We start from the raw sequence: 12,289 nt of genomic DNA on the forward strand, positions 1-12,289 counted from the left end.
GTCAAGAAAGTCTTTGAACCGCGCCCGTCAGGAAGCGGAGTTCACGAAACGCAGTTCACAAGAAGGAGATACGGGGAGGTTGGTGATAGGGGGATCGCAAGGGATGCGGAGGCCTGCGATTTGGGGGCTAGTTCTTCCGGCGGGCAGCGCCGATCGCGATGCCAAGCAGGCAAAGAAGCGCGGCGGCGGCGGCGGGCTCGGGGATGGCGTGGGTGGCGCTCGACGTCCTGCTTCGGCCGTAGTGGTCGGCCCAGACTTGGTAATCTCTCTCACCAATAGGGCCGACGGTCGCAGGCCTGCGATTGGGCAAGTAAGCGGCGCCAACGTTGTCACGCCAGACGGTGTAATCGGCGGCGTCCACCACGCCATCGACGTTGTAGTCGCCAACAATCCCGCCGCTGGGCTCGAAGACGGGGATAAGCTTGGAATCGATCAGCACCAGCGAATCGTGATAAGACAGATCGTTCGCTCCGGCGAGGCTGAGGTCCTCCATCGCCATCAGCGTCCACTCTTCATTCTGCAAGAAGGCGAACTGATCCAAGTGGCCCCAATTCGCTCTCGCATCGGAAGCATTTGGGAAGACGAAAGCGGTTCCCTCTTGGACGTAGCTATACCTTGCATTCGACATCAGTCGCAAATACTCGTCTTCATCGACTGCCGAGAGTTTTTCCAGCGTCGCATAAGTGCTGGCCCGAATGCTCTGTGCCGCCGGGTTCATGTCTTGTCGATAATTTAGGAAGCGAATCGTTCCGTGAGGCGAAAAATTAGTCGATCTGTCCGTCTCGAACTCCAAAAAGCCTATCTCGACGCCTGCCCCAACGGTGATGGTGTCTACGATGCCGTCGTTGAAGTCGCCGCAGCCATTGGGGTCCGACCCGAAGGCGCAGTTAGAACCTCGGCTCAGATTAAGTGTCGTGTACGCGGCGTCGAAGGCCTGCTTCCAGTAAGCCATCGGCTCGTTGATCGGATCAGCGGCGACTTCCGCCACCGGAAACACGGCAACGAGAGAAGATTGACCGCGGAGAAATCGGAACGTCAGGTCCACCATCTCACCAGGCTCACCCGGTACAAGAAAAGTGCTTGCCGTCGTCTCTTCCCAGCCGGTTGAGACATCGAACTCATTCCACAGTCGATTCGGCCCCTGAAGCAACTCCCTCGCGCTCTCATTCAGCGTCGTGACGCCGACGTAGTTGCGATTGAAGCGCTCAGCGTCGATCGACTCGACGAGACGGTTCTGCGGCATCGTCGCTAGCAGCGAGCCGTCTTGTCCGATCGCCAAGTCCGTTGCAAACGGCACGGCGTAACCTGTGTTGAGAAGCTCACCGGTCGGCGACAGATTCCGAATCGTGCCCGACACGTCGTCGGTCACGTAGAACCCGTTCGGAGCGAAGCTGAAGCCTCGCACTAATTCGTTGTTGATCTTCGTGTTCTCAATGGAGAACGAGCGGTTCAGAACGCCCCCCATGTCGTAAACGTCAACCGCCGCCGAGCTATCGTCGCGACGGACGTAGAGCTGGTTGTCGGCGCCGTAGAGAATGTCTCGCCACGCGTCGGTCGGGCGCTGGACGATCGGCGTCAGAACATTCGATACGTCTGCGGACGCTACGATCCGTGGACCGACTACCACGAGTTGATCGTTCGGCCCGACGACCACGCCGCTAAGCCCGTGTCCCGTGTAACGCCGGTCGTGCAACAAATCGCCTGTCGCCGAATAAGACGCCAAGCCACTCGCCGCGGCCTGCGTGGCTCGGCCATAGTCGTCAACCGTCGTCCACGTCGCATGGACGGCGCCTAAGCTGTCGATCGCTAAACCCGTAATGCTGTTGGTCGTCCCTTTCGTCGGCGAGTCGAACGCGCCGAGGAAGTCTCCCGCCGACGTGAAGCGTCGAATGGATTCCGTAGCTTCATCAGCGACGTAGAAGGAACCATCGGGCGCGACCGCGATCTGCGTTGGGGCGAACGCCAGACTTTCGAGCGGCTGCTGCAAGACGCTCTGCGCCACGCCCAGCGAGGCAGACGACAGGACTAACGCGCCCACGAGCGCTGAGAGATGGCGCAACCGGTTCAAAGCGATTCACTGATTGATGAGATGTTCCAGCAAGGTACAGCCTCCGTCCGTCCAGCCACCTTACCCGCAACGTACTAGCTCAACAAACGAAAACGAACCGGGGGCTAACGCCCCGCGGCTGATAGTCGCGGTCAGATATTCAGCCGGCACGCCTTAGCGTCCGGTTCTTCGACCGCACGAAGGACCACAACAAAAAGAAGGCGGCTGCTTCCGCAGCCGCCCTCTCATAGGTCTTTCCTAAACTTACCTTCCAGATCAAGCCTCCGCCATTTCCTTTTTACGGGCTTCGACGATCTCGGTCTGGAGGTTCGACGGCATCGGGGCGTACTTGTCCAGTTCCATCGTGAACGTCCCCTGGCCCTGCGTTTGGCTGCGCAGGTCGGTCGAGTAGCCGAACGTTTCGGACAGCGGCACTTCGGCGATGATCTTGCAGACGCCGCCGTTGGTCTCGGTCTCGACGATCATCCCACGCTTGGAGCTGACCTGACCGACCACCGAACCCTGGAAGGACTCGGGGCACTCGATCTCGACCTTCATGATCGGTTCGAGCAGCACCGGCTTCATCCGCGCGAAGTTCTCACGGAAGCACTCGCGCGCGGTGAGCTTGAACGCCATGTCGGACGAGTCGACGTCGTGGTACGAGCCGTCTTGCAACTCGACCGTCAGGCCGACCACCGGGTAACCGGCGAGCGGGCCCTTCTCCATCATCTCGTCGAAACCCTTCTGCACCGCCGGGATAAACTCCTTGGGGATGCGTCCGCCGGTGACCTTGTCGAGGAACGTCAGCTCCGTGGAACCCTTCTGCTTGGTTTCCCCAGCGGCCTCGCGGTCTTCGGGAGTTGTTGGGCGCATCTCGCCGACGATGTGGCCGTACTGACCCGAACCACCCGTCTGCTTCTTCCGCTTGTGGTCGAAGCTGAAGGCCTGTTGTCCCTGCTCGCGGTAGCTCACCTTCGGGGCGCCGACCTGCACCTCGACGCCATACTCGCGGCGGATGCGCTCGACGTAGATCTCCAGGTGCAACTCGCCCATGCCGGCGATGACCGTCTCGTTGGTCTCGTCGTCGGTGAAGACGTGGAACGTCGGGTCTTCCTTGCGGAACCGCTGCAGCGCCTTGGATAGCTTGTCGGTGTTGTCGCGGCTCTTGGGCGTCACGGACATCTTGATCACCGGTTCGGCGACAAAGATGTTTTCCAGCGAGATGTAGTTGGGCTCGCTGCAGTAGGTGTCGCCCGACGCACAGTCGATGCCCATCACCGCGATGATGTCGCCGGCCGACGCCGTGTCGATCTCTTCACGCTTGTCGGAATGCATCCGCACCAGGCGGCTGAAGCGTTCCTTCTTGCCGGTACGCTGGTTGAAGTACGAGCCGCCCTTCTCGACCTTGCCCTGGTAGATGCGGGTGTAGGTGAGCTGGCCGTACTCGTCGTCCGTGATTTTGAAGCCCATCGCCACGAGCGGCTTGTTGGCGTCCGGCTCGAGCTTGACCTTCTTGCCCTCTTCCGCCGGGTCGTTGCCGTAGTTGCTGACCTCGGTCGGCGAGGGGAGGTAACGCATGACCGCGTCGAGCAGCGGCTGCACCGACTTGTTCTTGTAGGCCGAGCCCATGAACACCGGCGTGAACGCCTGTTCGATGACCGCCTTGCGGGTGATCTTGTGGATGTCCTCGTTGCTGATGGGCTCGTCGCCGAGCATCTTCTCCATCAGCGCGTCGTCGTACATCGCGATCGCCTCGAGCAACTCGTGGCGGTACTCCTCGGCCTGCTCCTTGAGGTCGGCGGGGATGTCCTCGACGCGGATGGTCTCGCCCTTCTCGCCGTCGTTGTAATAGGCCTTCATCTCCACGAGGTCGACGACGCCCTTGAAGTTGTCTTCTTTGCCGATCGGCAGTTGGTACAGCACGGCGTCGGCGCCGAGCTTCTCACGGACCGCCTTGACGACGCTGAACGGGTTCGAGCCGGTGCGGTCCATCTTGTTGATGAACGCCAAGCGCGGAACCTTGTAACGCTTCATCTGGCGGTCGACCGTCATCGACTGCGACTGCACGCCGCCCACCGCACAGAGCACGAGGATGGCGCCGTCGAGCACGCGGAGCGAACGCTCGACCTCGACCGTAAAGTCGACGTGGCCCGGGGTGTCGATCAGGTTGATCTTGTGCTCTTTCCACTCCAGCGACGTGGCCGCCGAGGTGATCGTGATGCCACGCTCCTTCTCGAGCTCCATGTGGTCCATGGTGGCGCCGTCGCCGCCGCCGCGGACGTCTTCGATCTTGTGGATCCGACCGGCGTAGAACAGGATCCGCTCGCTGAGGGTCGTCTTGCCCGAGTCGATGTGGGCCGAGATGCCGATGTTGCGGACTTTCGCGAGGTTCATGTTCGGGGTCCTTGGGCGGCGCCCAGGGCGGGCTCGGGAAGAGCCGGCGCGGGCGTCGCAAGCGAGCTTGCTGAAGGGGGTAGGAAGCGGAAGGCAATCGGGGAGCGATCCGGCTGATCCGCCCACGAGGGCGTCTGCCCGACCCGCGCACCGATAGCGCAGGCCGACCAACAGGCCGGAGCCCCGTATCTTACCGACCTCCCGCCGGGGCGATAGGGCAAACTTCGCGACGAAGTCGCGGCCGGCAGAGGGAATTTACGACGGGGCGCTGGCGCCCCAGGCTACTCCCGACGCCGGCTTTTTGGACTCTCCGTCCGCCGGTTAGCGAAGGGGTCGCAGGGGAGCCCTAAGCGCCGGCGTCGGGAGTGAGGTACTCTTTACGCTCTGCCTCGTAATCAGGTTCTGAATGCACGCCGACACGTCCGAAGACGACCTCGACTCCCCGCCGCCCCCTTCCGGCCGCTGGCTCGACGCCGAGAACCCGTGGACCTACATCCTCCCGATGGCGGTCTACATGCTGATCACCAGCTACGAGCCCTCGGCCCCCCTGCCGGGGCAGGCGCCCGAGCCAGGGCTGTTTGGACTGACTTACGATCACTACCCGGCGATCTACGCCTTCAAGCTGGTCGCCACCGCCATCACCCTCTGGATGTGCCGTGCCGCCTGGATGCAGTGGCGGTTCAAGGTCTCGCCGCTAGCAATCGCCGTCGGCGTGGTGGGCGTCGTCCTGTGGGTCGCCTGCTGCGAGGTCCGGCTCGAGAGCCGCCTCGTAGAGGCCGTAGGAGGCCCTGAGAGCCCCGCCATGAGCGTTCTGGGTCTATTAGGCCTCGGCGCCGAGCGGCCCGCATTCAACCCGCTAGAGCGGCTTGAGAGCCCCGTCGAGCGGTACACCTTCCTCGGCGTGCGGTTTCTGGGCCTGGCATTGCTGGTGCCGATCTTCGAGGAGCTGATGCTCCGCGGCTGGCTGATGCGGACCGTGATCAGCCCCAACCTCTGGCGGGTCCCCTTCGGGCGGGTGACGTTGCTGTCGGTCGTCGTTGGCACCGCCTTCCCGATGCTCTACCACCCGGAGAAGCTGGCGTCGCTCGTCTGGTTCTCGCTGGTGACGTGGCTGATGGTCCGTACTAAGAACTATTGGGACTGCGTCGCCGCGCACGCGGTCACGAACTTGCTGCTGGGCCTCTACGTGCTCTGGTTCAGCCAGTGGCATCTCTGGTGACACCACCGCTTCGGAGCAGCGCCATTCAGCAAGCTGGACCCAAGCTCGCAACCGCGGGCGAAGGCCCTCGGTTTCGTCGCCATGCCCGACCGATCAGCCGGCGTTTCCCACAGCCTCCGACAGCTTCACATCGTCGGCGCGAGAGCTCGAAGCGCTTTCAGTCGTCGGCTTGCGATGTGACGAGGAGATGGAAACAAAAAGAGCCGCACGGGGGGCTGCCCCAGGAAGCCCGTTATTTAAAACGAACCAGCCACCTGCACCCCCGCGCGGCTACGGCGTCGCCAGAGAGCGTCGCCTCAAGTTTATCTATCGCCCGCTTGTAGCCGGGGTGAAATCACCAGTTCAAGTGATTTCGCAGTGCATTATTCGGCGGTACTTACGAGACCATTTTGCACGGATTGGGTCGTTACTTCTGTTGTGCGGTGATTGCCAACTTCATTGAATGAACATCGAGTAGCTCTGCTGCCCTTAAACGTTAGTATCGGAACCGATAAGTGGACATGCGGGTCTTGGTAGACTAAAAAGGCACGCAGGCGAACCTCCTCGGAAGTCGCGCGGGATATGTCCTTCTCCTTTGGCGCTGACCAGCGATTTGTCGATCTCCTCGCCCTCGCATTGACGCTTGATGGCACGCTAGAGGAACGCGTACTGGCGGTGCTGGAGCATGTCCGCAGGCGCCTGCTTGACGACTGCGAGGCCGTCCTTGTCTCGCAAGACCAGTTCGATTTTGACGCCCGCCATTTGATTCTAGGGCTGCCTGTCGGCGCCGTTCGCGCCGATATCGACGCGTCAATCTACCAAGTGCTGCGAGCCCCTGGTTTTCTTCAACGGATGGACCAGGCGTTCCCAGAGTGGACCGACCGGATTGTTCGGGACAACGGTAAGAGTTCCGGTATGTGGCTGTGTGACACTGCCGCCGCGGCCGGCGTTGATGTGACAGAGTGGCGTCGAGAGCAACTCCACCCGGTCGGCATCGAAGACGTTTGGGGAGCTACCGCCTTAGTCGGAAAGGACTCGTTTCTCAGTGTCCTCATCCCGCTCCATTGTGATCGTCCGCGCCCCACCTCGGACCAGCTCCAGTTCCTTTTGAATCTCCCCCATGTGCTCGCCCCGATATTGGTATCGAAGACGCCTTGCGACCCCACTTCGAGAGTTAAGGAAGCAATTAGCAATGGCCTTAGCGAAGCCCAGGCCCGTGTGCTTAGTCACGCTCTCAGCGGCTTAACGGAGAAAGAGATCGCACACCGCATCCACCGCAGTCAACACACCGTGAATAGCCATCTCCGCGCGATCTACCGCCACTACAACGTCAGCACCCGGGCCGAGCTGATGGCCCGAGCCATCGAAGGCAATCTCAAGGGCCGGTAGCCTCGCATCGGCGCGCTTGGCGTCTTCGATGGTCTGATGCCCTCGTTAGAGCAGACTTCTTTTTTCCGTATCGTCTCGCGCAGAGACGCCCAGAGCAGGCAGCGAAGACTCACGCAAAGCCGCCAAGGCGCAAAGACAAAGTCCTTGAGGAATGAGCGCAGCCGCAACGATTGCGCAGGAGCACGTTCTCTGCGGCTCAACGCCTTGGCGAGGGTCTTAAAGACATCCCACTCTGCGTCTCCGCGTCTCTGCGCGAGACCTATCCAAGTTGCTGCGTGGATCAGCGCGAGGCTAGAAACGGACGGCTATGCGAAGCGCGTTCTAGATCGCCAAATCACGCCAAACGATGTCGCCTCCATCAACGCCCCAGTCGGCGTCGAAATAGCCCGCGGCGCGGACGTCCTTCGCTTGGCCCGGTTCGTCGGGTGAGTCGATCGCGGTGGGGCCGTAGAGCAAGAAGTCGGGGTACTCGACGCCCGACCAGAAGTAACGCAGCCGCGTCGTCATTCGCATGCCGGTGACGCCGGTCCCGCCGACGATGGCGATCGCCGCCTCGCTCGAGCCCGGCCGCGGGCGGATGGCGAGCACCGAGAGGTCGTCGCCCGACTCGGGCCGTTCGCCGAGCCAAGCGGCGCCACGCTCAACGCGGACCGTGCGGCTGCGGTGGAAGATCGCTTCCTGCTGCAACAGGAACCACGCCGAGTTCGTCTGCGCGGCGCCGTAGAGCACCACCGAACGGCTCGCGTCGCCACCGACACGGAGTGAATTGCGGATGTCGTTGTCGGCGACGACTTCCAGCAGCCCGGCGCCGCGGTACAAGAACAGGTGGGCGTCGTAACGCGCCTTCGCCGCCATCCAGGCGTCTTCGTCCTGCGAGCCACGGGTGCCATAGACGAGCTGTGGCCGGCAGCAGAAAGCCGACTTGAGCGCGCCGGCGCGCTCGGGGTTCTTGAAGAAACCACCGATCGCCGTGTCGCCGGGAGTGGCGCGCCACACGCCCGACACCGAGCGGGCCAACGAGAGCACCTCGCCGCTGCGGCCCGGCCGGAACTTGATCGGCCTGCCGCCGTCGAGCCGCACGGTCACGGCGCCGCGGTCACGGCTCCCGGTGCGGAACGCATCGAGCGAAATCCGCAACCGCCTCACGTTGGCGGTTGTGCCGGTCACTTCACGGCTCTCGAGGTCGCGCGTCAGCCGCACCCGGGCGACCTCGCCTTGCACGACGGGCGTGACGATCGTCGCCCAGCCGAGCGTCGACGCGGCGCCAACGCTCGGCGTGGCGAAGTCGATGGCGTCGGCGGCCGCATTGTCTAGCAGCGTACGACTCGTGAGCCAAGCGACTTGTTCGCTGAGCAAGGCGCGCTGGTCGCCCCCAGCGGCGTCACGGTAAGCGAAGTCGTTGTGGAACTCGCCGAGGCGTTCGCGGAGGAACTGCGCCTCACTCGGCGACACGTCGCGGTGGCCGGCGTGCAGCAGCGACACCCCCATGCCGCTCAAGTTCTCGATCACCCTGAGCGGGTCGTCCGCCGACGGCGCACGGCCGAGCAGACGGGCGACGGCGGTTGCGTCCGACGGCGTGACGCGGGCTCCCCCCTGCGTGTAGAAGCTCAACCAGCCGTCGGTGACGCCCACGGCGACGAAGCGATCGGGACGGAGCGTCGCCAGCCGCAAGGCGCCGTGGCCGCCCATCCCTTCGCCAATCACCGAAACACGGCTCTCATCGACCGCCGCGCCGCGTGACTTCTGGCGAGTGATGAAATCGTCGAGCGCCTCCAGCGCATCGTCGCGACTCCAGTCTTCCCAATCGAAGCCCCACCGCCCCCGACCAAACGGCGCGACGATGTCGGCGTCGGGGTGCGCGGTGTGCTTCGCCAGTCGCTCGGCATGCGACTCGCCCGCATCATGCAGCGAGAGGACGACGCCGCGCTCGGTCGCTTTCCCCGCGGCCGGCAACACCCCGTAGGGCTGAACCGAGCCGTCGAACTTGCTGACGAACGTGTCGGTCCGGGCATCGACGGGGCTAACAACTTTCAAGTCGAGCTCGACGGCAGCGAGCGGCGTGTCGTCGGCGCCGGCGGGCAAGACCTCGAGCGTCACTGTCAGAGTTTCGCCGGCCTCCAGCTTGCCGTTCGGCGGTGGCAGGGTCACGACGATCGGCGTCAACAGCAGCGAGTCGATCGCCCTCAGTGGGGTGATGGTTGGTTCGCCGTCGCCCCAACGGACCCGCAGCCGGCAGCCGGCGAGTCGTTCGGTCGTGGCGTTGCAGAACGGGACCGACACAGCCATCGACTCGGCGCGTCCAACAACGATGTTCGGGAGCGTCGCCGCTGCAGGGACGAACGCCTGCGGCGCCGTGGGCCTCACGAGCTTGGGCGCCGCCGTCGGCGAAGCGAGGTGCGTCACCAGCCAGTTCTCCCCCTCCACGACTTTGACGGGGACTCGGAACCAGCCGTACCCGTAGGGGTCGCCGGGGACCCACTCGCCGTTGACGCAGACCGCCGCGGCGCCGGGGGCTTGCAGCAGCATCACGCCCGCCGTCGGCGCCTCGAACGTGGCGTAGGCGTATCCGCCGGCCAGTTCGCGGCCCCGAGGGCCGGCGTCGGCCCGCCAGGCGGTCTCGACGCCCGTGGCGTCGGTGACCTCGTCCCCAGGAGCGGGCGCCTCCCAGTCGCCGCGGGCGATCGCCGCTTCGACCGGATCGACATGCAGCGCGGCTCGGTGGTAGTCACCGACACGGGGAAGGACCGTTTGGGGGGCGGGGGTAATCTCGGACGGGAGCTCGGCGGCGGGCTCGGAGGGCGTCCCTTCCGCCTCGGTTGACTCAGCCGCCTCGGTTGACTCCGCGGCGGCCCCGCTAGCGGCCGGCTGGGGAGCGTCGTCCGCGGGGGCGGCGAGGGCGACCAGCCAGAGGGCGGTCGCTACGAGGGCGGCTGGGCGGCGGAAGAGCGTCACGGGGGAGGCCGGTGCGAAGAAGGGCGTCGGAAGTCGCTCCCTACAGCCTAGCCCGTCGCAGCCCCGATAAAAGCGAGGGGCAAAAGAAGCGACGGGCCGTCCAAGTGGACGGCCCGTCGGGAGGGCTTTCTCTAAATTATTATTCGCGATCAGTCACGCGGACGCACAGCGCCCGTCAGGCCGCTGTAATCAACGCGGTCGGCCTCGTGCCACAGCGGGAAGCCGCTGCGGACACGCTCGGCGAGGATCTCGAGCTTCTCGGGCGATCCGGCCGGCGCCGCCGTCGGAACGAACTCCTCGTCGTGGGCGCGGGGGACAAAGTCCTCGTCATGGCCGTACTTGAGGATCGCCTCGAAGACGTTGCTGAGGGTGGGGTCGGGCATGGGGGCTCCTTTTCAGTAGCGGACAACCGCCGGACGGGCCGCCTGTCAGGCCGCCGGGGGGGTGTCCTATGTGTCAAGCAATCGCCGGGGCGCGACTATTACGCCTCTGACGGCTTTTTTCCGCCTCGCAGTGACACATCCATGCGTCGATCGCCAAAACTCCTTTTCAACTCGCCGCTACGCTGCCTTCCCCGAAAAGGTTCCCAATCTCGGGCGGTCGCGAGCGTTCAATACCGGGGACTATCCGCTGGGAGTCGTCGCTGTTCCGTAAGAGTCGAATCTACTGCGGCAAAAAACGCCCGCACCTGCGGCGGTAAATACCAAGGGACGGGCTTCCCGCGACGGTTCGGCCCGGGCTTGGTCGCCTACGGGCCAATTGTCGCGAGTAGACCTCATCGGCCTTCGGGGAGCCGCTCTATGGCGAATCCCACCAGCTGTGAGGTCGAGCGATTATCACTGCCGCAACTGTGAAGTCAAGTTTTTTAGGGGCGTCAACCCGGGGGGATGCGCCGCCAACGCCGGCGCGCTGTCAAGGGGCGCCGACTGGGGGGAGTCGGGGAGCGCTGCGACTCCGCTTCCTGACGGGCGCGGCTCAAAAAGAGAGGCGCCGAGATCCATAGCGCTTTAAGCCGCGCCGCCCAGGTAGCTCAGCTAGCGGAGTTCTAGAACGCAAACACCTGCCCCCACGCCGTGGTGACCCTTGTCGCATCGCCCACAAGGCCCACAACGGCCGCGGCAAGGATCGCAACGCCCGCGCCCAGCAATAACCACCCCCGCGGGTTAGGACGCGTCACAACGCCACGTAGGGCCCTCTCAACGACACGATTGAGGCGACGCCAGCCCGCCAGGTCTTGCCGGCCGCCGCCGGCGATGAAGCTCGTGTTCCGCATCCAAGCGAACGGCTCGACATAGCCATGCACGCCGATCGTCGGCAGCGTCAGGTTGTCTCCCGCCCAGCGGCCGGCGCTGTCGAGGCTACGGACCGCCTCGGAGAGGACGGGCCGTAGCTCTTCGGCGGACAGGTTGTAGACCACCAACCGCGGCCGGCAGAGCATCGCCGTCAGGGTCACCCAAAGCAGGTAGAACGCCGCCAGGAAGAGCCAGACGTAGTTCCCTAGCTCGACCGTGGCCGCGTCGGGGCGGAACAGGGCGATCGGGCCAACGAACGCCAACCCCCCGAGAGCGACGCCCAAAGCCCCGAGGTCGCCGCCGCCGGTCGCCAACGTCGGCCGCCGGCGGAGGTTCACCAGCCCCAGTAGGATCAGGTAGGCCGCGAGCGGCACGGCGACAATGGCAAAACGCAGAGGGTCCATCAGCGACCTTTCCCCTCCGTGTCGCTAGACACCTTGTACTGTGCCTTCGGTTGGGCCTTCCGTTGAGACTCGACGAGCTGGGCCAGCGACCGGGTCTCGTCGGCGAGCCGTCGACGGCCTTCGGCCCGGTAATACCGGCTCGAGGCCCAAGCGTCGCCGACCCCCAGCAGGAAGATCAGCCCGGCAAGTGAAACCAGCACGGCCATGTAGGCCGCCACCCAAAAGGGCTCCCGCGGCGTCACCGGCCAGAGGGCGACAAGCACCCCAACAACGGCGATCGCGACCGTGGCCGAGTTGCGACGCACCACACGCCGCCGAGCGAAGCGCCACTGGGGCGAGGCGTCGTCACCGCGCTGCCTCTCAACCCGCGCGACCGCCCACTCGCGCCGATGCGAGTCGAGTAGCACGCCCGCCAGGGCGAGCAGCACGAGCGACAAGATCGATGTAGCGAGCATCGGCATACGGGCGTAGGGCAGGGAAGGGCGTCCTATTAAGAATACCGGCCAGCAGCCCCGATGTCGCGTCGCCTCTAAACAGAGGGCGAGCCGGCGATCGTTGTGGTAACTCGCTCGTGACGCCACCCGCGGCTAGCGCCGATGGCTCGTTAAGGTGT

At 64.4% G+C, this 12,289-nt stretch carries 8 protein-coding genes; 2 read left to right on the plus strand and 6 right to left on the minus strand.

Features of this window, described 5'->3' with window-relative positions; all coding sequences use genetic code 11:
• Nucleotides 1-127: 127 nt before the first annotated feature.
• Nucleotides 128-2,068, minus strand: coding sequence for an NHL repeat-containing protein (locus Spa11_RS02030; protein WP_145106203.1), 1,941 nt, complete (start codon nucleotides 2,066-2,068; stop codon nucleotides 128-130).
• 255 nt (nucleotides 2,069-2,323) lie between these two features.
• Nucleotides 2,324-4,441 carry an elongation factor G gene (fusA, locus tag Spa11_RS02035; protein ID WP_145106214.1) on the minus strand — a complete coding sequence of 706 codons (2,118 nt, stop codon included), beginning with the start codon at nucleotides 4,439-4,441 and terminating at the stop codon, nucleotides 2,324-2,326.
• A 406-nt stretch (nucleotides 4,442-4,847) separates the two neighbouring features.
• On the opposite strand from fusA, the gene Spa11_RS02040 reads away from it, so the two are divergent.
• Together Spa11_RS02040 and Spa11_RS02045 are read left to right on the plus strand one after the other, a co-directional pair.
• Complete coding sequence (locus Spa11_RS02040; protein ID WP_145106217.1) at nucleotides 4,848-5,660, plus strand: CAAX prenyl protease-related protein; 813 nt, start codon at nucleotides 4,848-4,850, stop codon at nucleotides 5,658-5,660.
• A gap of 561 nt (nucleotides 5,661-6,221) precedes the next feature.
• Nucleotides 6,222-7,028 carry a response regulator transcription factor gene (locus tag Spa11_RS02045; protein WP_145106220.1) on the plus strand — a complete coding sequence of 269 codons (807 nt, stop codon included), beginning with the start codon at nucleotides 6,222-6,224 and terminating at the stop codon, nucleotides 7,026-7,028.
• A gap of 321 nt (nucleotides 7,029-7,349) precedes the next feature.
• Here Spa11_RS02045 and Spa11_RS02050 read toward each other — a convergent pair whose 3' ends face one another.
• The 4 genes from Spa11_RS02050 to Spa11_RS02065 form a co-directional block, all read right to left on the minus strand.
• On the minus strand, nucleotides 7,350-9,980 hold the full coding sequence (locus tag Spa11_RS02050) for an alpha/beta fold hydrolase (RefSeq protein WP_145106225.1): 2,631 nt from the start codon (nucleotides 9,978-9,980) through the stop codon (nucleotides 7,350-7,352).
• A 149-nt stretch (nucleotides 9,981-10,129) separates the two neighbouring features.
• Nucleotides 10,130-10,363 (minus strand): hypothetical protein, encoded by a 234-nt coding sequence (locus tag Spa11_RS02055; protein ID WP_145106230.1) that lies wholly within the window; start codon nucleotides 10,361-10,363, stop codon nucleotides 10,130-10,132.
• A 662-nt stretch (nucleotides 10,364-11,025) separates the two neighbouring features.
• Nucleotides 11,026-11,676: a hypothetical protein gene (locus Spa11_RS02060; RefSeq protein WP_145106236.1), complete on the minus strand. Its 651-nt coding sequence runs from the start codon at nucleotides 11,674-11,676 to the stop codon at nucleotides 11,026-11,028.
• On the minus strand, nucleotides 11,676-12,131 hold the full coding sequence (locus Spa11_RS02065) for a hypothetical protein (protein WP_145106247.1): 456 nt from the start codon (nucleotides 12,129-12,131) through the stop codon (nucleotides 11,676-11,678). The genes Spa11_RS02060 and Spa11_RS02065 overlap by 1 nt, the downstream gene beginning before the upstream one ends.
• Between the last annotated feature and the right edge of the window lie 158 nt (nucleotides 12,132-12,289).

Origin of the sequence: Botrimarina mediterranea (genome assembly GCF_007753265.1) — a bacterium.
GTDB lineage: Bacteria > Planctomycetota > Planctomycetia > Pirellulales > Lacipirellulaceae > Botrimarina > Botrimarina mediterranea.

Excerpts from the sequence above, each read along its gene's own strand:
- fusA (WP_145106214.1), bottom strand. The coding sequence starts at position 4,441 with ATGAACCTCGCGAAAGTCCGCAACATCGGCATCTCGGCCCACATCGAC.
- Spa11_RS02040 (WP_145106217.1), top strand. The coding sequence starts at position 4,848 with ATGCACGCCGACACGTCCGAAGACGACCTCGACTCCCCGCCGCCCCCT.
- Spa11_RS02045 (WP_145106220.1), top strand. The coding sequence starts at position 6,222 with ATGTCCTTCTCCTTTGGCGCTGACCAGCGATTTGTCGATCTCCTCGCC.
- Spa11_RS02055 (WP_145106230.1), bottom strand. The coding sequence starts at position 10,363 with ATGCCCGACCCCACCCTCAGCAACGTCTTCGAGGCGATCCTCAAGTAC.
- Spa11_RS02060 (WP_145106236.1), bottom strand. The coding sequence starts at position 11,676 with ATGGACCCTCTGCGTTTTGCCATTGTCGCCGTGCCGCTCGCGGCCTAC.
- Spa11_RS02065 (WP_145106247.1), bottom strand. The coding sequence starts at position 12,131 with ATGCTCGCTACATCGATCTTGTCGCTCGTGCTGCTCGCCCTGGCGGGC.